Source organism: Pseudomonas sp. AN-B15, assembly GCF_019056475.1.
Lineage (GTDB): Bacteria > Pseudomonadota > Gammaproteobacteria > Pseudomonadales > Pseudomonadaceae > Aquipseudomonas > Aquipseudomonas parakoreensis.
Genome location: NZ_CP049737.1, coordinates 691,296 through 715,891, shown reverse-complemented (window position 1 = coordinate 715,891; position 24,596 = coordinate 691,296). Strand labels below are relative to the sequence as shown.

21 protein-coding genes are annotated in these 24,596 nt (G+C 62.8%); 16 read left to right on the top strand and 5 right to left on the bottom strand.

Going from position 1 to position 24,596, the window contains the following annotated elements; translation table 11 throughout:
• Positions 1–242: 242 nt before the first annotated feature.
• From cobJ to GTQ41_RS03135, 5 genes are all read right to left on the bottom strand, one after another.
• Complete coding sequence (gene cobJ / locus GTQ41_RS03155; RefSeq protein ID WP_047291047.1) at positions 243–1,943, bottom strand: precorrin-3B C(17)-methyltransferase; 1,701 nt, start codon at positions 1,941–1,943, stop codon at positions 243–245.
• Positions 1,943–2,674, bottom strand: coding sequence for a precorrin-2 C(20)-methyltransferase (locus tag GTQ41_RS03150; protein ID WP_047291101.1), 732 nt, complete (start codon positions 2,672–2,674; stop codon positions 1,943–1,945). Before GTQ41_RS03150 ends, cobJ begins: the two co-directional genes overlap by 1 nt.
• Entirely contained in the window at positions 2,674–3,300 is a 627-nt protein-coding gene (locus GTQ41_RS03145; RefSeq protein ID WP_047291046.1) for a precorrin-8X methylmutase, read from the bottom strand. The genes GTQ41_RS03150 and GTQ41_RS03145 overlap by 1 nt, the downstream gene beginning before the upstream one ends.
• Positions 3,293–4,591 carry a precorrin-3B synthase gene (gene cobG, locus GTQ41_RS03140; protein ID WP_302183227.1) on the bottom strand — a complete coding sequence of 433 codons (1,299 nt, stop codon included), beginning with the start codon at positions 4,589–4,591 and terminating at the stop codon, positions 3,293–3,295. The genes GTQ41_RS03145 and cobG overlap by 8 nt, the downstream gene beginning before the upstream one ends.
• Positions 4,592–4,738: 147 nt before the next feature.
• The gene (locus tag GTQ41_RS03135; protein WP_047291044.1) at positions 4,739–5,395 is read right to left on the bottom strand and encodes a hypothetical protein; all 657 of its coding nucleotides are present in this window, start codon (positions 5,393–5,395) and stop codon (positions 4,739–4,741) included.
• A gap of 229 nt (positions 5,396–5,624) precedes the next feature.
• On the opposite strand from GTQ41_RS03135, the gene GTQ41_RS03130 reads away from it, so the two are divergent.
• The 16 genes from GTQ41_RS03130 to urtD all read left to right on the top strand — a co-directional run bounded on the left by GTQ41_RS03130 (position 5,625) and on the right by urtD (position 24,538).
• Positions 5,625–6,836, top strand: a complete 1,212-nt coding sequence (locus GTQ41_RS03130) for a bifunctional cobalt-precorrin-7 (C(5))-methyltransferase/cobalt-precorrin-6B (C(15))-methyltransferase (RefSeq protein ID WP_047291043.1) — start codon at positions 5,625–5,627, stop codon at positions 6,834–6,836.
• Positions 6,829–7,926 (top strand): cobalt-precorrin-5B (C(1))-methyltransferase, encoded by a 1,098-nt coding sequence (locus GTQ41_RS03125; RefSeq protein WP_047291042.1) that lies wholly within the window; start codon positions 6,829–6,831, stop codon positions 7,924–7,926. Before GTQ41_RS03130 ends, GTQ41_RS03125 begins: the two co-directional genes overlap by 8 nt.
• A complete protein-coding gene (locus GTQ41_RS03120) occupies positions 7,923–8,651 on the top strand; it encodes a cobalt-precorrin-6A reductase (protein ID WP_047291041.1) in 729 nt (242 codons plus the stop codon). Before GTQ41_RS03125 ends, GTQ41_RS03120 begins: the two co-directional genes overlap by 4 nt.
• 349 nt (positions 8,652–9,000) lie before the next feature.
• Positions 9,001–9,399: a DUF2946 domain-containing protein gene (locus GTQ41_RS03115; RefSeq protein ID WP_047291040.1), complete on the top strand. Its 399-nt coding sequence runs from the start codon at positions 9,001–9,003 to the stop codon at positions 9,397–9,399.
• 48 nt (positions 9,400–9,447) lie between these two features.
• Positions 9,448–9,924 (top strand): copper chaperone PCu(A)C, encoded by a 477-nt coding sequence (locus tag GTQ41_RS03110; protein ID WP_047291039.1) that lies wholly within the window; start codon positions 9,448–9,450, stop codon positions 9,922–9,924.
• A 21-nt stretch (positions 9,925–9,945) separates the two neighbouring features.
• A complete protein-coding gene (locus GTQ41_RS03105; protein ID WP_047291038.1) occupies positions 9,946–10,386 on the top strand; it encodes a DUF2946 domain-containing protein in 441 nt (146 codons plus the stop codon).
• 85 nt (positions 10,387–10,471) lie between these two features.
• Entirely contained in the window at positions 10,472–12,592 is a 2,121-nt protein-coding gene (locus tag GTQ41_RS03100; RefSeq protein ID WP_047291037.1) for a TonB-dependent copper receptor, read from the top strand.
• Positions 12,593–12,709: 117 nt separating this feature from the next.
• Entirely contained in the window at positions 12,710–14,089 is a 1,380-nt protein-coding gene (locus GTQ41_RS03095; RefSeq protein ID WP_217325416.1) for a PepSY domain-containing protein, read from the top strand.
• Positions 14,090–14,239: 150 nt separating this feature from the next.
• Positions 14,240–16,363, top strand: coding sequence for a TonB-dependent siderophore receptor (locus GTQ41_RS03090; RefSeq protein ID WP_131671000.1), 2,124 nt, complete (start codon positions 14,240–14,242; stop codon positions 16,361–16,363).
• 170 nt (positions 16,364–16,533) lie between these two features.
• On the top strand, positions 16,534–17,322 hold the full coding sequence (locus tag GTQ41_RS03085) for an ABC transporter ATP-binding protein (protein WP_047291034.1): 789 nt from the start codon (positions 16,534–16,536) through the stop codon (positions 17,320–17,322).
• Positions 17,319–18,266 carry an ABC transporter substrate-binding protein gene (locus tag GTQ41_RS03080; protein ID WP_047291033.1) on the top strand — a complete coding sequence of 316 codons (948 nt, stop codon included), beginning with the start codon at positions 17,319–17,321 and terminating at the stop codon, positions 18,264–18,266. The genes GTQ41_RS03085 and GTQ41_RS03080 overlap by 4 nt, the downstream gene beginning before the upstream one ends.
• Positions 18,263–19,273: an iron ABC transporter permease gene (locus tag GTQ41_RS03075; RefSeq protein WP_047291032.1), complete on the top strand. Its 1,011-nt coding sequence runs from the start codon at positions 18,263–18,265 to the stop codon at positions 19,271–19,273. The genes GTQ41_RS03080 and GTQ41_RS03075 overlap by 4 nt, the downstream gene beginning before the upstream one ends.
• A gap of 315 nt (positions 19,274–19,588) precedes the next feature.
• Positions 19,589–20,854, top strand: a complete 1,266-nt coding sequence (urtA, locus tag GTQ41_RS03070) for an urea ABC transporter substrate-binding protein (protein WP_027613564.1) — start codon at positions 19,589–19,591, stop codon at positions 20,852–20,854.
• Positions 20,855–21,090: 236 nt separating this feature from the next.
• Positions 21,091–22,593, top strand: coding sequence for an urea ABC transporter permease subunit UrtB (urtB, locus tag GTQ41_RS03065; protein ID WP_047291031.1), 1,503 nt, complete (start codon positions 21,091–21,093; stop codon positions 22,591–22,593).
• The gene (gene urtC / locus GTQ41_RS03060) at positions 22,593–23,672 is read left to right on the top strand and encodes an urea ABC transporter permease subunit UrtC (RefSeq protein ID WP_047291030.1); all 1,080 of its coding nucleotides are present in this window, start codon (positions 22,593–22,595) and stop codon (positions 23,670–23,672) included. The genes urtB and urtC overlap by 1 nt, the downstream gene beginning before the upstream one ends.
• Before the next feature lie 23 nt (positions 23,673–23,695).
• Positions 23,696–24,538 (top strand): urea ABC transporter ATP-binding protein UrtD, encoded by an 843-nt coding sequence (urtD, locus tag GTQ41_RS03055; RefSeq protein WP_179295001.1) that lies wholly within the window; start codon positions 23,696–23,698, stop codon positions 24,536–24,538.
• Positions 24,539–24,596 lie beyond the last annotated feature (58 nt).

Below are 24,596 nucleotides of genomic sequence, written 5' to 3'. Positions count from 1 at the left end.
GACAACCCTGATCAAAAAATCAATATAACTGCGAAAGTCGGCGGCACAACTGCGCATCGACTTTTTACTGCGGCCAATCAAGATTCAGGATAAGTCCGACAAAATGTAAGTCATAAGAAAGATCCCACGCGGTAGTGGAGCAAATCTCACACGCACCGCTGAAAGATATGACATCGGCAAATCCGGAAACAATCTCCCCGTCCTGGCCGGCATGGCGAGGGAGCAAGCCCCCTCGCCTGCGCTCATGCCTGCGGCTTTTCGCCGTACCAGCGCGGTGTGTAGACCCACACGCCACCTTCGGCCTTGGGGAAGGTGCACGTGGTCGAAGAACCAATCAGCACCATCGTGCGCATGTCCACCTGATCCGGAGTCAGTTGCCCCAGTGTGGTGACCCGCAGGGACTGCCCCGGCCGACCGATGTCGCGCCCCAAGACCACTGGCGTCGCCTCCGTGCGATGCTGCGCGACGATTTCCAGCGCACGGCCCAGTTGCCACGGACGCGCCCGGGAGATCGGGTTGTAGAAGGCCAGGGCCAGGTCGGCGGCGGCCGCCAGATCCAGACGCTTCTCGATGATCGACCACGGCTTGAGGTTGTCCGACAGCGACATCACGCAGAAATCATGACCCAGCGGCGCACCCGCTTGCGCAGCCGTGGCGAGCGAAGCGGACACTCCCGGCAGGATTTCCAGCTCGACGCTGTGCCAGGCCGGATCGGTCGACTCGTGCAATGCTTCGAGCACCGCTGCGGCCATGGCGAACACGCCGGGGTCGCCGGACGAAACGACGATCACCGAACGGCCCTCGGCCGCCAGCCGGAAGGCGTGGCGGGCGCGCTGCATTTCTTCGCGATTGTCGGTGCAGTGCTGCACCTGATCAGCGCGAAACGGGCCGGCCATGCGCACATAGGTTTCATAACCGAGCACATCGGTGGCCCGCGCCAATTCCGCCTTGACCGCTGGCACCATCAGTTCGGCAGCGCCGGGGCCGAGGCCGATCACCGCCAGGCGTCCACGCTGACGACCGATCTGCGCGACGTCCAGCGGCTGTTCGGCGCGCGCAATCGCCAAGCCGTTGGCACGGCTGATCGTGGCCTGCGGCAGTGCGTGACGCGCCAACGCGTCGAGGTCGTTGTGCGCCGCGACAAAGCGCAGCGGCACACCCAACTCGATGGCGGCTTCACGCAGTTTGGCCGCCGCCATTTCCGTGTCAGCCGCCAGCAGACAAGCCAGCGCCTGCTGCGCAACCCCGGCCTGCTGCAACGCGGCGCGGACAGCGTTCGGCAGATCGTCCAGCTGCGCACTCACCGCCACCGCGACGCTGCGCGGATAAATCAGTAGCTCGTAGGCGCTCGCGATACGTTCGGCACTGCCGACATGAATCGAGCGCTGCGCCTGCGGGTCTTGCGGCAACTGCGCCTGATCCAGCCACGGCGCCGCACCTTCGATGCGCACGCTGTGCCCGGCCAGCAGGTCGGAAACGAAACGCTTGCCCAGTTCCAGATCCGCCAGCGCATAGCCGCTGGGTGGGTTGAGCAGGCAAGTGCCAAAGCGCAATTCGCCACTGGTGGTGATCGCCGCTGCGACCTGCAATGCGCCAGCGATTTCCCGGGCCATGACATTCACCCCGCCGAGGCCACCGAGCAGCGGCACCACGGCGCTGCCGTCTTCGGCAACGGCGAGTACCGCCGGTTCCGCGCCCTTCTCGATCAGTAACGGTGCCAGGGTGCGAATGACAATACCGGCCGCGCACAGGGCAATGATCGGCGTGTCTTGCTGGTACAACTCACGCAGGGTCGCGCCAAATTCCTGATAGCTGCGGTCGGCGCCTTCGACGCGTCCGGCGAGGCCGTGGATCTGCGCCGTCGGATACACCTGCTGGATACGTCGCGCGGTGGCCAGCGCGCTCTGTCCGAGGATGACAATGGCCGGTGTGGATGGCGTCATCAACCTTGCCACCGTAGGCCCGGGACGATGATCAGCGAGAAGTACGGCGAGGACATCGGCTCGACCTGATCCAGCGGCACGATCTTCTGATTGGCCATGGTCGCGCGTTCGACGTACAGCGCCCGCTCGGCCAGCCCGAGCTCTTCGAGTACCGCACGGACTTTGGGAAAGTTGCGCCCCAGTTTCATGATCACCGCCGCATCGGCGTCGGCCAGACGCCGCTTCAGATCCTCGTGCGGCAATACGCCGGAGAGCACCGACAGGCTCTGGTTGCGATACACCAGCGGCGCGCCGAGCACCGAGGCGCCGCCAAGCATTGAGCACACGCCCGGCACCACTTCGGCTTCATAGCGGGTGGACAACCGGTCATGCAGATACATGTAGGAACCGTAGAAGAACGGATCGCCTTCGCAGATCACTGCAACGTCGCGGCCGGCGTCCAGATGCGCCGCGACCTCTTCGGCGGCAGCGTCGTAGAAATCACTGATCACCTGCTCGTAGGACAGCGGCGCCGGCAGCACTTCGGTGGTCACCGGGTACACCAGCGGCAGCAGGTTCTGCGCGTCCTGCAGGTGCGCTTCGATGATGCCGAACGCATTGCCTTTTTTACCTTTGGCAACGAAGTACGCCACCACCGGCGATTCGCGCAGCAGACGCAGGGCTTTGACGGTAATCAGCTCCGGATCACCGGGGCCCACGCCGAGGCCGATCAGTCGTCCTTTTACTTGCATCATTCGATCTCCGTGGCGAGGGCGTTCACGGCGGCGGCGGCCATGGCGCTACCGCCGAGCCGGCCTTGCATGATCACGAACGGTACGCCGCGACTGTCAGCCGCCAACGCCGCTTTCGATTCGGCGGCGCCGACGAAGCCCACCGGGAAGCCAAGAATCAGCGCCGGTTTCGGTGCGCCGGCATCCAGCATTTCCAGCAGATAGAACAGTGCGGTCGGCGCGTTGCCGATCACCACCACGCTGCCCTCCAGGTGCGGACGCCACAGCTCCAGCGCCGCCGCCGAGCGGGTGTTGCCCAGCTCACGGGCCAGGTCGGGCACGCTGTCGTCGCGCAGGGTGCAGATCACCTGGTTGTTCGCCGGCAAACGCGCACGGGTCACGCCTTCGGAAACCATCCGCGCATCGCACAGGATCGGCGCACCGGCCGCCAGCGCATCGCGCCCGGCCTTGCCGGCACCTTCGGAGAATTGCAGACCGTCGACTGCCTCGACCATGCCGCAGGCGTGGATCACCCGCACCGCGAGTTTTTCCAGATCGGCCGGGATGCGTGCCAGATTGGCCTCGCTGCGAATGATCGCGAAGGAGTTGCGATAGATCTCCTGACCGTCGCGGATGTAATCAAGCATCAAGGGGGCTCCGTGAGCGGGCGTCGAGCAGGATCGCGGCCGCTTCAATAGTAAGGTTGCGTGCGTGCAGCGTGCCGAAACCCGGCAGCGCTGCATCGCGAAAATAGAGGTCGTAATGACCGGGGCTGATCGCCAGCAAGGTGGCGGGTGCGCAATGGGCCGCCGCGCAAGAGCGCGGGCAGCCGGACAGGTGCACGTTCTGCGCCTGTGGCAACAGCGTCGCCAGCCATCGGGCGTCGTGTTTGGTATCGGCCAGGCCTTTGCCGCATCCGCTGGAGCCGGTGCAGGCAATCAGCCTGGACAGCGGCTCACGGGCATCGGTCAGCCAGTGCAATTGCGTCAGTGTTTGCAAGACGTGCGCCGCGTCGGAGGGCTTCACGTTCGGCAGCAACAGACTTTGCCACGGGGTGAAACGCAGGCTGCCATCACCGTACTCGCGGGCCAGCCGGGCGGCGCCACGCAGCATGACCGGGTCGAGACGGCCGAGCGCCGGCACCGCGCCGACATACACCCGGTCGGCAGCGTTTTGCGGGTGAACACCGATGTGCAGAGCCTCCGCCAGCGGCGTGCGCTGTCGGGCAACGACGGCTTTGATCGCCACGCGCTCGCGCAACTGTTCGAGGAAGGCCGGCATCGGCCATTCATCAAGCAAATGGCGCATGCGCGTCTGCTCTGGCCGAGCCCGCTCGAGGAACAACTCCAGCACCGCGACCACCAGCGCATGGCCATTTTCCAGGGTCACGGCACCGGCCGCCCGATCGGTCGGGCAGCCAGCCAGACCGAACGCCAACATGACTTCACCGTCACGCTCAAACGCCGACAACCACAGATCATGCGGATGTGCGAGCATCGCCAACGCCTCACCGCCGTCCAGTTGCACGGCAAACTTGGCGCTCAACTCGGGAAAGCGCGGATGCGTCTGCAATGTCAGCAGAATCTGTTCGGCCAGAGGCCGGGTATCGAATAGCAATCGCCGATCGATACCGGCACTCGGGCTGAGCATCAGGTTACGCACATCGTCACCCGCTGCGGTTTGCGGCCCCAGGCCGGCGGCCAGCAGACGGTCGATCAATACCGCTGACTGCTCACCGATGCCGCGAATCTGCAGGTTGGCGCGGTTGGTCGCCTCGATTTCCCCACGGGCGAAACCCTCGGCGGCGTTGGCCACCGCGTCGGCCTGATCGGCAGTGATCGAGCCGCCATTGAGCTTGATCCGGCAGATGCCGCCGTCCAGCGCCTGGACGATACGCAGCAACCCCGGACAAGCCGAGGGGCGCAGAGCGGTGGACAGAGGGCGTTCGTTCAAGGGATGACCGGCTGGCTGGCAGCGCTGTAGTGGGCGAAAGGTCGCCATTATGCCTGCTTTGCCCGAGCGCATGAAAATGCCTGCCGGTCGGAAACTGCACCCAGGCAACAATTCCCGCCGCCTGGCGTTGCTTCAGAGTTGGTATTCCTCAAACTTGGACGCATGCGCGCCAATGGCTTGCTCCACGCTTGCCCGGTTGGCATCCATGGCCCGGCGCTTGATCAGCAGCTTTCTGGCGCGAATGTCCAGTTGTGACATCGGTTGATGAACCTGCCAGAACAGATAGTTGGTATTGAGTACCAACTTGATAAAGCGGATATGGCTGAGTACCACCACCAGCTCGTCACGGGTGTTCTGACTGACCGGCAAAATATGCGAGTTGAAGGTTTTGCCACTCAGCGCGGAAAACTGCTTCAACAATGCGGCATCTTTTTCCAGCGCTGCAAGTCCCGCTTCAACCTGGGTCAGTTGAGAACGCGCGAGCAACGGCGCAGTCAATCGCCGCCATGCCTCCTGCACACTCCCGGAAAACGCCGTCTGCACAAGCACCACTGGCTGTTCCTCAAGGCTCCAGCCAAACGACCAGAGGATGCCGGCAAAATGATCAAACCACTGCGCAGGCTGAGTACTGCTGTTATAAACGCCGTCCGCCTTGATCTGCGCGAGATAAATGCAGTGCTTCACAAAGTTGTTATCGGCCTCGGCCTGACCTTCCAGGCCGGTGAATAACATATTGTTAACGGCCACTGCGTTATTCTGACTTAAACGTGTATTGGAACTGATATCCATATCATCTCCTGCCAACTTGGCATTGGTTATTTATCGTTCTATTGCGCCAGACTTATTAAATAACTGACCTGAAGCAAACTAACAAAAACAGCAGTTGAAAAAACCAATATTGCTCAACAACACATTTCCGGTCGGCTCTCGCCCCCCTGCGACGACAGACCCGCGTCAGATGCCGGCCGCCGCGTTATCATGCCGCCCTTGAAGATCTACCCTGGATTTAAGGAACGGCATGACACCCTGGCTGACGGTTGTGGGAATCGGTGAAGACGGCTTCAAGGGCCTGGGCAAAAATGCGCGGCGCGCCCTGATGGGCGCCTCGCGGATCATCGGCGGCCAGCGGCAACTGGACTTGCTGCCGGTATGCATACGCGGTGAACGCGCGTTGTGGCCAAGCCCGTTTTCCCTCGCGCCGGTGCTGGAGCAGCGCGGCGAAGCGGTGTGTGTGTTGGCCAGTGGTGATCCGATGTTCTACGGCGTCGGCGCCAGCCTCGCGCGGCACGTGCCGAGTGCCGAGATGCTGATCCTGCCGGCGCCATCCTCCTGTTCGCTGGCCGCCGCCCGACTCGGCTGGCCGTTGCAGGATGTAGTGACACTGTCGCTGGTCGCGCGACCTTTGGCGGCACTCAATGCGCAACTGTTCAGCGGCGTACGCCTGTTGCTGCTGAGCAATGACCGGCAAAGTCCGGCGGCGGTCGCGGCGTTGCTGCGTGAGCGCGGATTTGGCGGCAGTCGCCTGAGTGTTCTGGAACACCTGGGCGGCGACGCCGAGCGGCGTATCGACGGCACTGCCGATGACTGGAACGACCCGGCGATTGCCGATCTGAATGTGATCGCCATCGAATGCCTGGCCGATGCGCACGCACCGCGCCTGTCGCGTCTGGCCGGACTGCCCGACTCGGCATTCCAGCACGACGGGCAACTGACCAAACGCGATGTCCGCGCCATCACCCTCGCCCGCCTTGCGCCGATCCCCGGCGAACTGCTGTGGGATGTCGGCGGCGGTTGCGGCTCGATCGGCATCGAATGGATGCGCGCGCACCCCAGCTGCCGTGCCATTGCCATCGAGGCGGACGAAGGCCGACAGGCCTTGATCGAACACAACCGCGACGCGTTGGGCGTACCCGGTCTGCAATTGGTGCGGGGCCGCGCACCGCAGGCGCTCGCCGGGCTGGAGCGCCCCGACGCGATCTTCATCGGCGGCGGCGTGACCCGTGAGGGCGTGTTTGCAACCTGCTGGGATCAACTCAAACCCGGTGGTCGACTGGTGGCCAACGCCGTGACCCTGCAAAGCGAAGTCACCCTGATGAACTGGCGCGAACGCCATGGCGGCGAACTGACCCGAATCCACGTTGCCCAGGCGCAGCCACTGGGTGAGTTCGACACGTGGCGGCAGGCGCTGCCGATCACCTTGCTCGATCTGGTCAAACCCCTCGATGCGTGACGAAACCGCCGAACAACCCGCGCCGCTGCGTAGCGGCCTGACCACCGGCAGCTGCGCCACCGCCACCAGCCTTGCCGCCGCGCGCCTGCTGCTCGGCGGCACCTCGGCGGATGCAGTGCAGATCGTCCTGCCCAAGGGCAAGCAGGTGCAGATGCGTCTGGAGTTTTGCCGCTTGACCGCCGACGGCGCCGAGGCCGGAACGATCAAGGACGCCGGCGACGACCCCGACGTGACCCACGGTGCGCTGCTCTATTCGCACGTGCGGCTGCTGGCCGCGCCGGGGATTCGCTTCGTCGCGGGCACAGGTGTCGGCACCGTGACCCGGCCGGGGCTGGTACTCGGCGTCGGTGAGCCGGCAATCAACCCGGTGCCGCGCAAGATGATCAGCGATCACTTGAGCCTGCTCGCCGCCGAACGCGGTTATGCCGGCGGCTTTGAGGTCACCGTCAATGTCGAGGGCGGCGAAGCGCTGGCGCTGAAAACCATGAATCCACGGCTGGGCATTCTCGGCGGGCTGTCGATTCTCGGCACCAGCGGTATAGTCCGGCCGTTTTCCTGCGCGGCGTACATCGCCTCGATCCATCAGGGCATCGATGTGGCGAAAACCAATGGTTACCTGCACATCGCCGCGTGCACCGGCAACGCCAGCGAAGACACCATGCGCCGGGTCTACAACCTGCCGGAAATCGCCTTGATCGAAATGGGTGACTTTGTCGGCGCGGTGCTCAAGCATCTGCGCAAAGTGCCTGTGGATAAACTCAGCCTGTGCGGCGGCTTCGGCAAGATCAGCAAACTGGCAGCCGGGCACATGGATCTGCACTCGCGCCATTCCAGCATCGACCTGCCGCAACTGGCCGAATGGGCGGCGGCGATTGGCGCCGACCAGGCGTTGCAACAGAGTATTCGTGAAGCGAACACCAGTCAGCAGGCCTTGGCGATGGCCAGTGCGGCAGGCGTGGCCCTTGGCGATGAAGTCTGTCGCCACGCGCTGACTTTCGCCCGCAGCGTGGTGCCGGCGCAGGTTCAGGTCGAAGTGTTTGCGATTGATCGCCAGGGCGGCATTGTCGGCCACGCCGGAGGTTTTGCATGAAGCGCATTCTGTTGCTGGGCGGCGTCACCGAAGCCCTGGCCATCGCCCGTACGTTGGGGCCAGAACACATCTACAGCCTGGCCGGCGTGGGCCGGGTGCCGACCGACCTGACCTGCCAGGTACGCGTCGGCGGCTACGGCGGGGCCGAAGGTCTGACTCAGTTCATGCGCGACGAAGGCATCGACCTGCTGCTCGACGCGACCCACCCCTACGCCGCGCAAATCAGCCACAACGCCGCCCGCGCCGCGCAACTGAGCGGCATCCCTTGCTGGGCCTTGCGCCGCCCCGCATGGCAGCCGCAACCGGGCGATGACTGGCGCGAAGTCAGCGACTGGGCCGAACTGACCGCAGCCCTCAAACCGTTCCGCCGCCCGCTGTTCACCCTCGGCCGCGAACCGCTGCAACACCTCGATGAAATCCCTGCCAGCCAGTTCTGGACCCTGCGCGCCCTCGACGTCTACCCCGGCAACGAACGCTGCGAAGTGATCGGCGCCCGTGGGCCATTTCTGCTTGAGGACGAACGCGCACTGTTCGAGCGCCGGCAGATCGATGTCCTGATCAGCAAGAACAGCGGCAGCACTGCGACCGAACCCAAGCTGGAAGTGGCGCGGGAGTTGGGGGTGCCGGTGATTGTGTTGAAGCGGCCGGTGTTGCTGGGGGTTGATCGGGAGTTTCTGACGACGTCTGAAGTCTTCGCTGCCCTTGCCGCCTTCACCCGGTTTTAACCAAGTGCAGACCTCGAGTACGCCTTCGCGGGCAAGCCCGCTCCCACAGTGGTCGGCGCCGACTGCATAGTTTGTGTATGACACGGATCCTGTGGGAGCGGGCTTGCCCGCGAAGGCGTGCGACCTGACAGCTCGTATCTTGAACGTTAAAAAGCAGATCAAAAGATCGCAGCCTCGTTCCACTCGTCAGCTCCTACAGGATCGGTGGATGAGTCTGGCGTTGCACATTTCCACCGCTACACTCATTTCCATTGATCTGCGACACCAAACCGCACGACGCCTTTTTACTTATCGGCCCTGATCAGGCTAAATAGCCCGCGTCTGATCGCCCACCCAACGGATCTGTCCCATGAACCGACACCGGCTCGCATTTGCCTGGATCGCCTGCTTTGCAGTGCTGTTCAACATGCTCGCCATGCCGATGACCGGGGCGCTGGCGCAGGCGGCCAATTCACCGGCCGAACAGGTGCTGTGGAGCAGTTTCTGCACCGGCAGCGGGACGAAAATGGTGGCGATCAACATCGGCACCCCGGAGCAGAAAGCCCCGTCCAACGACAGCCATTCCAACATGCAGCATTGCTGGTGCTGCTCGGGTTCAGCGCCGCTGGTGGCGTTGCCGGGGCATGCGCCGCAGCTGTATTTTGCCCGTTACGAAAGCAATCGCAGCGTGGCCCCGCCCTCGTTGCAAACACCGACACCGCGCCAGCAATGGCCGAGCCTTAATCCGCGCGCCTCGCCTCTGGTTTGATTTGTTCTCGCAATTGACCTGCGTATCAAATCGTTCTGGAGAACTGCCATGTTGAACAAACTCTTCGTCATCGCTGCGCTGTTGCTGCCGGCGTGCTTCGCCCATGCCCACGAATACAAGGCCGGCGAGCTGGAAATCGCGCACCCGTGGTCGCAGGAGCTGCCGCCCAACGCGCCGACGGTTGCCGCTTACTTTGTGATCAGCAATCCCGGCAAGGCCGACGATCGCCTGCTCAGCGTCGACTCGCCGATCACTGACAAGGCTCAGTTGCACGAGCATGTGATGCAGGGCGATCTGATGAAAATGCAGCAAGTGCCCAACGTGGTGATTCCGGCCGGCGGCAAAGTGACGTTCGCGCCGATGGCCTATCACGTGATGCTGCTCAATCCGAAAGACCGCAGCCTGCTCAGCGACGGCAAACGCTTCCCGCTGACCCTGCATTTCGAGAAGGCCGGCAACGTTACCGTCGAAGTCGCGGTGCAGAAGAAACCGCCGGAAACCAAGGCACACGATCACGCCCAGTAACCGATCCGGCTGACCACGCCCGTGCGCCCGCAACGCGCCGGGGCGTCCAGCAAGCATCGCCAGAGACAGGCTCTGACCTGCGGTAGCTGGATCGCCCTGTTCGCCATGTTGATGATCTTCATCGGCCCGCTGATTTCTCAGTCGATGCCGATGGATCAGCACGCCTCGAGTTCCATGCCGATGAGCATGGACATGGCCATGCCGGGTATGGATCACGCCGCGCACGGCGCACAACCGGCTGCCGAACACTGTCCGCCGCAATCCCCGCACCACGCCCTGTGGGAAAAGTGTGGTTATTGCAGCCTGCTGTTCAACTGCCCGGCGCTGACCGGTGGCGGCACGTTCGCCACATTCAGCATCGCCCACGTCAACACCTTCGTCCCATCCTCCCCGCGTCTGGGGCATGCCCGGCGGACTTTCTTCCCCGGCGCCCGCACCCGCGCCCCGCCCGTCGCCGCGTAAACACCGCACCTTTGATTGCACACGGTCGAGAAGACAGCTTCAGGCTGCCGGCCGTGTCGTTTACGACTGTTTGATGGAAATTGTCATGTCCAGGTTTTCTGCTGTTCCACGCCCGGGTTCTGCCCAGGCGTCCTTCGCGCTGAACGCATCACGCATTCGTTTCTTGCACGCCACCGCCGCCCTTTGCGGCGTCCTGCTGTCCCCGCTGGTGCTGGCCGATGACCACGCCGGTCACGTTGATGAACTGAGTCCGACGGTGATCACCGCCATCGCCCCGAGTTCACCGCTGACCATCGTCACCAACCCCAAGGACCCGCGCCAACCGGTGCCGGCCAGCGATGGCGGCGATTACCTGAAGACCATTCCCGGCTTCGCCCTGGTGCGCAATGGCGGCACCAATGGCGACCCGGTGCTGCGCGGCATGTTCGGTTCGCGGCTCAACATTCTCACCAACGGCAGCATGCTGCTCGGCGCCTGCCCGGGGCGGATGGACGCACCGACCTCGTACATCTCGCCGGAAACCTACGACAAGCTCACGGTGATCAAAGGCCCGCAAACCGTACTTTGGGGCCCGGGCGCATCGGCGGGCACGATCCTCTTCGACCGTGAGCCGGAAAGCTTCGGCGAACTCGGCACACGGGTGAATGCAAGCGTGCTGGCCGGCTCCAACGGGCGCTTCGACAAGGTCGTCGACGCCGCTGCCGGCGGGCCATTGGGCTACGTGCGGGTGATCGGTAACACCGCGCACTCCGACGACTACCGCGACGGCAACAACGACATCGTTGCCTCGCGCTACGACAAGTGGAACGGTGATATCGCGCTCGGCTGGACCCCGGACGCCGACACCCTGATCGAACTCACCGCCGGCAAGGGCGACGGCGAAGCACGTTACGCCGGACGCGGCATGGACGGTTCGCAGTTCCTGCGCGAAAGCCTCGGCCTGCGCTTCGAAAAATCCAACATCACTGACGTACTGGAGAAACTCGAAGCCCAGGTCTACTACAACTACGCCGACCACGTGATGGACAACTACACCCTGCGCACACCGTCCGGCACCGGGATGATGGCCGGGCCCATGGCCTCCAACGTCGACCGCCGGACCCTCGGCGCGCGGATCAAGGCGACCTGGCGCTGGGCCGACATCCAGCTGATCACCGGCCTCGATGCGCAGACCAACGAACACCGCCAGCGCAGCGGCATGGGCATCGACACCTACAAGGATCAGCCCTACACCAAGGACGCCGATTTCCATAACTACGGCGTGTTCAGCGAAATGACCTGGTACGCCGCCGACCGCGATCGGCTGATTACCGGCGCCCGGGTCGACCGTGCTTCGGCCAAGGATTACCGGCAGCGCATTGGTTCGGGAATGATGAGCCGGCCAAATCCGACCGCCGACGAGACCCGCGCCGACACCTTGCCCAGCGGCTTCGTGCGCTACGAGCATGACCTGGCCGACACACCGGCCACGCTGTACGCCGGCCTCGGTCACGCGCAGCGCTTTCCGGATTACTGGGAGCTGTTTTCACCGAAGTCCGGCCCGGCCGGTTCACTGAATGCGTTCGACTCGATCAAACCGGAAAAGACCACCCAGTTCGACTTCGGCGTGAACTACAAGACCGCCGAACTCGAAGCCTGGGCCTCGGGCTACGTCGGTGTGGTGCGCGACTACATCCTGTTCGACTACACGCCAACGATGATGGGCATGAGCACTTCGCGCGCGGAAAACATCGACGCACGGATCATGGGTGGCGAACTCGGCGCCGCCTACAAACTCACCGATAACTGGAAAGCCGACGCGACCCTGGCTTACGCCTGGGGCAAGAACAGCAGCGATGGCAAGGCCCTGCCGCAAATGCCGCCACTGGATGCCCGCTTCGGCCTGACCTACAGCGAAGACCACTGGAGCGCCGGGGCGCTGTGGCGCGTGGTCGCGGCGCAAAACCGCATCGACCAGAACAAAGGCAACGTGGTCGGCAAGGACTACGACAAGAGCGGCGGCTTTGGCGTGTTCTCGCTCAACGGCGCCTACCGGATCAACAAGAACTGGAAGGTCAGCACCGGCGTCGACAACCTGTTCGGCAAGGCTTACGCCGAGCACCTGAACCTGGCCGGTAACGCCGGTTTCGGCTACCCGGCCAACGACCCGCAAGCGATCAACGAGCCGGGGCGCACGCTCTGGACCAAGGTCGACATGAGTTTCTGACAAGAAAAAATCAAAAGATCGCAGGCTCCTGCAGGGGAGCGCGTAGATCCTGTAGGAGCTGCCGAAGGCTGCGATCTTTTGATCTAAAAAAATGATTCGCCAAGCGGAGCAAACGTGATGCAAAAGCCCAAACCGAATTTCTACAACCTGGCCTGGCGCTGGCATTTCTATGCCGGATTATTCGTCGCGCCGTTCATGGTGATGCTGGCCCTGACCGGCATCGTCTACCTGTTCAAACCGCAACTCGACTCACTGATGTACAGCAGCCTGCTCAAGGTTCCGGCCGGGCATCACACGGTGCCGGCCGATGATCTGCTGCAACGGGTCAAGAGCGCTTATCCACAAGGTCAGATCACCCAATACCTGCCACCGGCTAACGCCGAACGCAGCGCTCAGTTTGTCGTCAAGAATGAGGGTCATGAACTCAACGTGTTCATCGATCCGTACCACGGCGACATCCTCGGCGAACAGGATGCGAAGAAAAATCTGCAAGCCATCGCCCGCGCCATTCACGGCGAGTTGATGATCGGCACCGTGGGTGACCGCTTGATCGAACTCGCCGCCGGTTGGGGTGTGGTGTTGGTGGTGTCCGGAGTGTTCCTGTGGTGGCCGCGCGGGCAGGCCGCCGGGATTCTGTGGCCACGTCTGAGCAGTCGCGGGCGCGTGTTGTGGCGTGACCTGCACGCGGTCACCGGATTCTGGGGCGCCGCACTGTTGCTGGTGATGCTGCTCAGCGGCATGACCTGGACCGGCTTCTGGGGCAAGCAATATGCCCAGGTCTGGAACGTGTTCCCGGCCGCGATGCGGAACAACGTGCCGACCTCCGACGTCGAGGCCGGCAGCCTCAACAACGCCGCGCGCCAGACCGTGCCATGGGCGATGGAAAACACGCCGATGCCGATGTCCGGTGACCACGCCGAGCACATGGCCCACGGCGGCATGCAACACGGTCCCGCAGCGCCCGCGATCAGCCTGCAAGACGTGCAGAACATCGCCATTGAGCGCAAGGTCGAACCCGGCTACAGCATCACTCTGCCGACCACCGCGACCGGGGTATTCACCATTGCCGTGTTCGCCGACGACCCGCGTAACGATGCGACCCTGCATGTCGATCAGTACACCGGCAAGGTCCTCGCCGATGTGCGTTTCGAGCAGTACGGCGCGGTGGCACGGGCCACGGAAATCGGTGTGATGCTGCATGAGGGCAAGATGTTCGGCACTTTCAACCAGATCGTCGTGCTGCTGATCTGCCTGATGATTCTGCTCAGCGCCGTCAGCGGTGTGGTGATCTGGTGGAAGCGCCGTCCGCAGGGCAAGTTCGGCGTGCCGCCGCTGCGCCATGACCTGCCGAAATGGAAAACCGGCGTGGCGATCATGCTCGCTCTGGCCGTGATCTTTCCGCTGGTGGGCGCTTCGCTGGTGCTGGTCTGGCTGCTGGATCGCCTGCTGTTGTCGCGTCTGGGGCGCCAAGCTGAATCTGCCTCAACTTCAACGTGAAGCAGGCGAGATGCGCGTTTCAGACAGATCTTTAAACTGCCGGGGTTTAAACTCCGGCAGATTTTAGTGTTACTGTATAACGCAAATGTGCCGCTCTGCCCGCGATCAAAAGTTGCGGGCTTTCTTTTGAAGAAGTGATTCACCGCCCCGATGAACAAGTACCTCTTGTCCAGCCTCTGCCTGTTCGCCCTGAACAACGCCAACGCCGACAGCCAGCCGCTGACGCTGCCCACCGGCACCATCAGCGCTCCGGCCATGGATGACGAAAACGTCAGCCTGACCACGCCGACCACCGCCGGTTCGCGCCTGAACCTGACGGCCATGGAGACCCCGGCCAGCGTCGAAAGCCTCAGCGGCGAGCAGGTGCGCGCCCGTGGCGATCGCAGCGTGCAGGACGCCGTGTCGCGCAGCACCGGCATCAGCCGCACCGGCACTCCGGGCGATGGCGGCACCTCGCTGCAGGCACGCGGCTTTACCGGGCAGAGTTCGGTGATGCAGCTGTATGACGGCAACCGCATGTACACCGGCATGGGCACCGTGACCTTTCCGGTCGACACCTGGTCGGTGCAGCGCGTCGACGTGCTGCGCGGCCCGGCCTCGGTGCTGTACGGCGAAGGCGCGACCGGCGCGGTGGTCAACGTGATCCCGAAGAAACCGTTCGAGGGCGACATCGAAAACCACTTGCGCCTCGGCTACGGCTCCTACGACCGTCAGCAGCAGGCGTTCGACAGCGGCGGCTCGCTGAGCGACACCCTGAGCTATCGGCTCAATCTCAATCGTCTGCGCAGCAACGGCTGGGTCGATCGCGGTGATTCCTCCGGCGACTTCATCAGTGCCGCGCTGCGCTGGCAGGCCACCGACGACCTGGCCTTCACCCTCGCCCACGATTACGGCGATCAGCGCCCGCAGAACGACTTCGGCACGCCGTTGATCAACGGCCAATTGAAAGACAGCCTGCGCTACAAGAACTACAACGTGCGCGACGACCAGCAGCACTACAACGATCAGTGGACGCGCCTGACCACCGATTGGCAGATCAACAACGCCGTCAGTGCCAGCAACGAGCTGTACTACCTCAAGGCCCGGCGCCGCTGGCAGAACGCCGAGAACTACAACTTCGACACCGCCACGCAACAGCTCAGCCGCAGCGGCTACTTCGGCATCGGCCACCAGCAGGAACAGGTCGGCGACCGCCAGACCTTCACCTTCAAGCACTCGCTGTTTGGCCTCGACAGCCAGACCGTGACTGGCGTCGATTACAACCGCATCCGCTTCCAGCTCAACAGCAACTCGCCGTTCAACGACGTGTTGCCCAACGGTCAGGCTTTGGATCTGTATCACCCGCAGCCGGGCTATTTCGAAAGCGCCAATCCGTACCGCGACCAGTTCGACAGCACCACCAAACAGATGTCAGTGTTCGGCGAAAACCGCACGCAACTGAGCGAGCGCTGGTCGCTGGTGACCGGCGTGCGCCGTGACTATGTGCAGGTGGATCGCAACAACCTGGTCGACGACAGCCAGAGCGACAAGACCCTGACCGGCAATAACTGGAAGGCTGGACTGGTGTTTGCCCTGACGCCCGAGACTTCGTTTTACGCTCAGGTCGCGACCAGCACCGACGGCATTGGCGGCCTGATATCCCTGAGCCCGAGTCAGCAGCAATACGACCTGTCGACTGCACGCCAGACCGAGGTCGGCCTGAAGCAGTTGTTCTGGGATCAACGCGGCGAGTTCACCCTGGCGGCCTATCGCATCGTCAAGAAGAAGCTGCTGACCGACGATCCGGGCAACCCGACGCTCAAGCAGCAGGTCGGTCAGCAATCGTCCAACGGTTTTGAAGCCAGCCTCGACCTGCAACTGCCGCACGCCTGGCAACTGCAGGCCAACGCCGCCATCGTCAAAGCCAAGTACGATGACTTCTCCGAAGTGGTCAACGGACAGACGCTGTCGTACAACGGCAATCGCCCGGTGGATGTACCGCGTCGAACCGCCAATCTGTGGCTGAATAAAAACCTCAGCGATGATCTGAAGGCTGGCGCCGGCGTGCGTTATGTCGACGCGCGCTACGCCGACATGGCCAACCGCAACGAGCTGCCGAGTTACACCGTGGTCGATGCGACGCTGTCGTGGCAAGCCTTGCGCAACACCACGCTGGGCCTGCAGCTGAACAATCTGTTTGACCGCCGGTACGCACAAAGCCAATACAATGACGGCCAGCAATGGATTCTCGGCGAACCGAGATCGTTCTTCGTCACGGCGGATTACACCTTCTAAAAGCTCAAACATTCCTGTGGTGAGGGGATTTATCCCCGATCGGCGGCAGCCGTCGCAATCCGATGAATACAGTCTTCTGACAAATCGTGATTACAGGTTTTGGGACCGCTGCGCGGTCCATCGGGGATAAATCCCCTCACCACAAATGATCTAACGAATTCAGGAATTTGATGACCTCGCTAAATCTCGCCAACCTCGCCTGGACACCTCTGGGCCACGGCCACTGCCATCACCAGTTCCAGCTGCGTGATGCCTCGTTGCAGGTGGCCGCCGGTGAGTTTGTCGGGCTGATCGGCCCCAACGGCAGCGGCAAGACCAGCCTGCTGCGCTGCGCCTATCGCTTCAGTCAGCCGGAAAGCGGCGAGGTCAGACTCGATCACCACAACGTGTGGAAGCAATCCTCGCGCTGGTGCGCGAAACGCATCGCCGTGGTTCTGCAGGAATTCCCCGATGCCTTTGGCCTGACCGTCGAAGAAGTGGTCGCCATGGGCCGCACGCCGCACAAAGGCCTGTTCGATGGCGACACACTGGAAGATCGCAATCTGGCGACGCAAGCGCTCAAATCCGTCGGCCTCGACGGCTTCGAAGACCATGCGTTCGCCACGCTGTCCGGCGGTGAGAAGCAGCGGGTGATCCTTGCCCGCGCCCTGACCCAGCAACCGCAACTGTTGATCCTCGACGAACCGACCAACCACCTCGACCCGCGTTATCAGTTGGAACTGCTGCAACTGGTCAAGCGTTTGCAGATCGGCACGTTGGCGAGCATCCACGACCTGAACCTGGCCGCCGCGTTCTGCGACCGTTTGTATTTGATCAACCACGGTCGCATCGTCGCCAGCGGCACCCCGCAAGAAGTCCTGACCGTCGAACTGCTGCGTGACGTGTTCGGCGTCGAAGCATTGATTGATCCACACCCCCTCCACGGCTACCCGCGAATCACCTGGATAACCCGACCATGACTTTGCGCTCCCTGCTTTGCCTCGCTCTGCTGCTGGGCACCACCCACGCCTTCGCCGAGGCCACGAAGTACCCGCTGACGATCCAGAGCTGCAACCGCGAAGTGACCTTCAATGAAGCGCCGCAGCACGCGGTCAGCCACGACATCAACATGACCCAGATGATGCTCGCCCTCGGCCTCAAATCGCGCATGGCCGGTTACAGCGGCGTCAGCGGCTGGAAGTCGGTGACGCCCGAGATGCAGTCGTTGCTCGACGGTTTGCCGGAGCTGGCTGCGAAATATCCATCGGTGGAAACCCTGCTCAACGCCAACGTCGATTTTTTCTTCGCCGGCTGGGATTACGGCATGCGCGTCGGTGGCGACCTGACGCCGCAGACCCTGCAACCACTGGGCATCAACGTGTATGAGCTGACCGAATCCTGCGCCTTCGTGATGAAGCGCCCGGCGGCGACGCTGGATGACACCTACAACGACCTGCGCAATCTCGGAAAGATTTTCGACGTACAGGATCGCGCCAACGCACTGATCGCCGACATGCAGAATCAAGTCGCCGAGATCCGCAAAGACCTGCCCGCCGACAAGCCGCGCGTGTTCCTCTACGACAGCGGCGAGGACCGCGCCATGACTTCCGGACGTCTCGGCATGCCGCAGGCGCTGATCGACGCGGCGGGTGGGCGCAACATTCTCGATGACGTCGAAGCGAGCTGGACCCGGGTCAACTGGGAGACCGTGGTCGAGCGCAATCCGCAGGTGATCGTGATCGTCGACTACAGCGAAATCACTGCCGAGCAGAAGATCGAATTTCTGCTGAACAACCCGGCGCTGCAATCGGTGGACGCGATCAAGAACCAGCGCTTCATCGTCATCCCTTACGTGCAGGCCACGCCGGGGATCGATAACGTGCTGGCGGTGGAAACCCTGGCCAAAGGATTCCACGGCGAATGATCGACCGGCGCTACGCCCTGTTGCTCACCGCCCTCGGTGCCCTGTTGCTGGTGTCGTGCGTGGTCTCGCTCGGTTTTGGTCCGGCGCGGGTGCCGGTGGACGTGGTGTGGCGGATTCTGCTGCACAAGGCCTTCGGTTTCGGCGAGGTGAGCTGGAGCGCCGGGCAGGAACACATTGTCTGGCTGATCCGCGTGCCGCGCATGTTGCTCGGGGCGTTGGTCGGTGCCGGGCTGGCGTTGATCGGCGCGGTGTTGCAAGCGGTGACGCGCAATCCTCTGGCCGATCCGCACCTGCTCGGCGTCACCTCCGGCGCAACCCTCGGCGCAGTGATCGTGGTGCTGCATATCGGTGAAATCGTCGGACTGCTGACCTTGCCGATTGCCGCGTTCATCGGTGCATTGCTGAGCATGTTTCTGGTACTGGGCATCGCCAACCGGCAGGGTCGACTCGACAGCGACCGCTTGCTGCTGTGCGGCGTGGCGGTGTCGTTCGTGATGATGGCGATCGCCAACCTGCTGTTGTTCATGGGCGACCATCGCGCCAGTTCGGCGGTGATGTTCTGGATGCTCGGCGGCCTCGGCCTGGCGCGCTGGGAGCTGCTGACGATACCCGCGCTGAGCGTGCTGCTTGGCCTGGTTTTGCTGTTGGGCATGGCCCGCCCGTTGAATGCACTGATGGCTGGCGAGCAGACCGCCGTGACCCTCGGTCTGAACGCTCGGGCGGTGCGTTTGCGGGTGTTTGTGATCGCCTCGTTGATGACCGGGGTGCTGGTGTCGATCAGTGGTTCGATCGGCTTTGTCGGACTGATGGTGCCGCACATTGCCCGCCGTCTGGTGGGTGCCGAACATCGCCGTCTGCTGCCGGCCTGTGTGCTGCTCGGCAGCCTGTTTCTGGTGTGGGTCGATGTGGCCGCACGAACCCTGATCGCGCCGGAAGACCTGCCCATCGGCGTTGCCACCGCGGCCATCGGCGGCCTGTTCTTCATCGGCCTGATGCGCCGCCGCTGATCCAACATCGATCAAAAACTGTAGGAGCTGCCGCAGGCTGCGATCTCTTGATCTTGCTTTTGATCATTGAAAATCAAAGTCAAAAGATCGCAGCCTTCGGCAGCTCCTACAGGATCAGAGCGCGCCCTAATCTGGCGCACACGAGTGCACCGTGACACGTGACTCGTCCCTTCATGGTGCGCACTGCCCACGCGCGACCGCTCTAAACCGACATTTTCCTGTCCGATCCCGACCGGGCACAGCCCTTGCAAAACACCCTTCAGTCGTCCGCATCTGCCAACCATAAAAAACTTTAACGTTCATGGAGATCGCACAATGAAGCGTCGCAGTTTGATCAAGGCTTTCACACTCACGGCATCCATTGCCGCGATGGGCATGACCTGGACTGTCCAGGCCGCCGAGACCATCAAGGTGGGGATTCTGCATTCGTTGTCCGGGACCATGGCGATTTCCGAAACGTCGCTCAAGGACATGGCGCTGATGACCATCGACGAGATCAACGCCAAGGGCGGGGTGAACGGCAAGATGCTCGAACCGGTGGTGGTCGACCCGGCATCGAACTGGCCGCTGTTCGCCGAGAAAGGCCGACAGTTGCTGACCCAGGACAAGGTCGCGGTAGTGTTCGGCTGCTGGACCTCGGTGTCGCGCAAATCGGTGCTGCCGGTGTTCGAAGAACTCAACGGCCTGCTGTTCTACCCGGTGCAATACGAAGGCGAAGAGATGTCGCCGAACGTGTTTTACACCGGCGCTGCGCCGAACCAGCAAGCGATCCCGGCCGTTGAATACCTGATGAGCGAAGAAGGTGGCAGCGCCAAGCGTTTCTTCCTGCTCGGCACCGACTACGTCTACCCGCGCACCACCAACAAGATCCTGCGCTCGTTCCTGCACTCCAAAGGCGTGGCCGACAAGGACATCGAAGAGGTCTACACCCCGTTCGGTCACAGCGACTATCAAACCATCGTCGCCAACATCAAGAAGTTCTCCGCCGGCGGCAAGACCGCTGTGATTTCCACAGTCAACGGCGACTCCAACGTGCCGTTCTACAAAGAGCTGGCCAACCAGGGGCTGAAGGCGACCGACGTACCGGTGGTGGCGTTCTCGGTGGGTGAAGAAGAACTGCGCGGCATCGACACCAAACCGCTGGTGGGCAACCTCGCGGCGTGGAACTACTTCGAGTCCGTGGAGAACCCGGTGAACAAGAAGTTCGTCGCTGACTGGAAGGCTTACGCGAAGAAACACAACCTGCCGGGCGCGGACAAAGCGGTGACCAACGACCCGATGGAAGCCACCTACGTCGGCATCCACATGTGGGCGCAAGCGGCGGAGAAAGCCAAGTCCACCGACGTCGACAAAGTCCGCGAAGCACTCGCCGGCCAGACCTTCGCCGCGCCGTCCGGTTACACCCTGACCATGGACAAGACCAATCACCACCTGCACAAACCAGTGATGATCGGCGAGATCCAGAACGATGGTCAGTTCAACGTCGTGTGGCAGACCGAAGGCCCGATCCGCGCTCAGCCATGGAGTCCGTTTATCGATGGCAACGACAAGAAACCGGATTATGCGGTGAAGAGCAACTGAGCCATTGGGTGTCGGCCTCGCGCCTGGCGTGAGGCCGACTCGATTCCCCTGTGGGAACAATATTTCGTGGTGAGGGGATTCATCCCCGATGGGTCGCGAAGCGACCCCAAATGCTACAGGCGCGATGTACCGGTGAATCGCGGCGACTGTTTTTGCGACTGCTTCGCAGCCGATCGGGGATGAATCCCCTCGCCACAAAGCCAGCTCCCACAATGTCCGTGTCAAGGCGACTTACCATGCCCACCGCCCTTTACCGCCTCATCCTCGCCATCGCACTGCTGTTGCCGATGACGGCCTTTGCCGGCGACGCCGAAGACTTCGTCGCCGCCAACCCGGTGCAACAGGCCAAACTGCTGGAAGCCTGGGCTGCGCAGCCCGAGCCGGCGCGCATCGAACTGATCAACGCCCTGCAGCAAGGCGAATTGACCCTCGACGGCCAAACCAAAACCCTGCGCCTGAACAACCGCCTGCGGGGTCTGATCGACACCGCTCTGGCCAGCCACCAATTGCTCGCCGCCGACGCCAAAACCCGTCTGACCGCCGCGCAGCAATTGCAGAAAAGCGCGAAACCCGCGCAGCTGAAATTCCTCGACCAGCAACTGGCTGGCGAAAAAGACGAGAATGTCCACGCCGCCCTGAGCCTGGCCCTGGCCAACCTGCAACTGGTGGACAGTGACCCGGCGGTGCGTCTGGCCGCCGTACGCCTGCTCGGCGAAACCGGCGATCCGCTGGCCCGCACCCGCTTGGAAGGACTGCTCGAACCCGGCGTCGAAAGCGATGCCGGTGTACGTACCGCCGCCGAAACCAGCCTCGCGCAGGTCAAGCGCAAACTGCTGATCGGTGAAGTGTTGGGTCAAGCGTTCAGCGGCATGTCGCTCGGCTCGATTCTGCTGCTCGCGGCTCTCGGTCTGGCGATCACCTTCGGCCTGCTCGGGGTGATCAACATGGCCCACGGCGAGATGCTGATGCTCGGCGCCTACTCGACCTACGTGGTGCAGTTGCTGTTCCAGCGCTACGCGCCGCAGGCGATCGAGTTCTATCCGCTGATCGCGTTGCCGGTGGCGTTCTTCGTCACCGCAGCAATCGGCATGGCGCTGGAGCGCACAGTGATTCGTCACCTCTACGGCCGGCCACTGGAAACCCTGCTCGCCACCTGGGGCATCAGCCTGATGCTGATTCAACTGGTGCGCCTGCTGTTCGGTGCGCAGAACGTTGAAGTGGCGAATCCGGCGTGGCTGTCCGGCGGCATTCAGGTGCTGCCGAATCTGGTGCTGCCGTACAACCGCATCGTGATCATCGCCTTCGCCTTGTTCGTGGTGGTGCTGACCTGGCTGCTGCTGAACAAGACCCGCCTCGGCCTCAATGTCCGCGCGGTCACGCAGAACCGCAACATGGCCGCCTGCTGCGGCGTGCCCACCGGGCGCGTCGACATGCTCGCCTTCGGCCTCGGTTCGGGCATCGCCGGCCTCGGTGGCGTGGCGCTGAGCCAGATCGGCAACGTCGGCCCGGACCTGGGCCAGAGCTACATCATCGACTCGTTCCTGGTGGTGGTGCTGGGCGGTGTCGGCCAACTCGCCGGCAGCGTACTGGCGGCGTTCGGCCTGGGCATCGCCAACAAGATTCTCGAACCGCAGATCGGTGCGGTGCTCGGCAAAATCCTGATCCTCGCGCTGATCATTCTGTTCATCCAGAAACGTCCGCAAGGCCTCTTCGCACTGAAAGGACGGGTGATCGACTGATGAACCAGCCTCTACTTGTCACGGCCACGCAAAAGGCCGGCCCGAAACTCACCCTCGCCATCGGCGCGGTGATCCTCGCGCTGTTGATCGCCCTGCCGTTGCTCTCGCTGTTGCCGGCGGACAGCGCGCTGCATGTCTCGGCCTACACCCTGACGCTGGTCGGCAAAATCCTCTGCTACGCCATCGTTGCTCTGGCGCTGGATCTGGTCTGGGGTTACGCCGGGCTGCTGTCGCTGGGCCACGGGCTGTTCTTCGCCCTCGGCGGTTATGCGATGGGCATGTACCTGATGCGCCAGGCCGCCGGTGACGGCTTGCCGGCATTCATGACCTTTCTGTCATGGACCGAACTGCCGTGGTACTGGAGCGGCACCAGCAGTTTTATCTGGTCGATGTGTCTGGTGGTGCTGGCGCCGGGTCTGCTGGCGCTGGTGTTCGGTTTCTTTGCCTTCCGCTCGCGGATCAAGGGCGTGTATTTCTCGATCATGACCCAGGCCCTGACCTTCGCCGGCATGCTCCTGTTTTTCCGCAACGAGACCGGCTTCGGCGGTAACAACGGCTTCACCAATTTCCGCACGATTCTCGGCTTCGGCATCACTGAACCGGGTACCCGCGCGGTGCTGTTTCTGACCACCGTGCTGTTGCTGGTGGCGAGTCTGTTCATCGGCTGGCGTCTGGCGCAGAGCAAGTTCGGCCGGGTGCTGACCGCGCTGCGCGATGCGGAAAACCGTCTGATGTTCTGCGGCTACGACCCGCGCGGTTTCAAGCTGTTCGTCTGGGTCTTGAGCGCGGTGCTGTGCGGTCTGGCCGGGGCGTTGTACGTACCGCAAGTAGGGATCATCAACCCCAGCGAAATGTCGCCGACCAATTCGATCGAAGCGGCGGTGTGGGTCGCCCTTGGCGGACGCGGCACGCTGATCGGGCCGCTGCTCGGCGCCGGTGTGGTCAACGGCATGAAGAGCTGGTTCACCGTGGCGTTCCCCGAATACTGGCTGTTCTTCCTCGGCGCACTGTTCATCGTCGTGACGTTGTATTTGCCCAAAGGTGTGATCGGCCTGCTGAAGAAACGAGGTGAACAATGAGAGTCACAGCGAGTGCTGAATTCATGCTCGAACCGGCGTTTTTCCCCGTAGAACCGAACAAGGACGAAGGCACCAGCCGCGACTCGATCGGCCTCGGCCAGCGCGTCGGCCCGGGCCTCGATACCCGCCACGGCACGATCCTGACCCTGGAAGACATCAGCGTCAGCTTTGACGGTTTTCGCGCCCTGAACAATCTGAACCTGTACATCGGCGTCGGCGAGTTGCGCTGCATCATCGGCCCCAACGGCGCGGGCAAGACCACGCTGATGGACGTGATCACCGGCAAGACCCGCCCCAGTCACGGCAAGGCCTGGTTCGGCGAAACCCTGGATCTGACGCAAATGAGCGAAGTGCAGATCGCCCAGGCCGGGATTGGCCGCAAGTTCCAGAAGCCGACGGTGTTCGAAGCGCTGAGCGTGTTCGAGAACCTGGAATTGGCGCAGAAAACCGACAAGTCGGTGTGGGCCAGCTTGCGCGCACGCCTGAGCGGCGAGCAGCGCGAGCGCATCAGCGAAGTGCTGGAAACCATTCGCCTGACCACCTCGATCAATCGCCCGGCGGGCCTGCTGTCACACGGCCAGAAGCAGTTTCTGGAGATCGGCATGCTGCTGATGCAAGACCCGCAACTGCTGCTGCTCGACGAACCGGTGGCGGGCATGACCGATGCCGAAACCGAATTCACCGCCGAGCTGTTCAAGTCGCTGGCCGGCAAGCATTCGCTGATGGTGGTGGAGCATGACATGGGCTTCGTCGGCTCGATTGCCGACCACGTCACGGTGCTGCATCAGGGCAGCGTGCTGGCGGAAGGGTCGCTGGAGCAGGTGCAGGAAAACGAGCGGGTGATCGAGGTCTACCTCGGCCGCTGATGATCCATCCCCTGTAGGAGCTGCCGAAGGCTGCGATCTTTTGATCTTGATCTTAAAA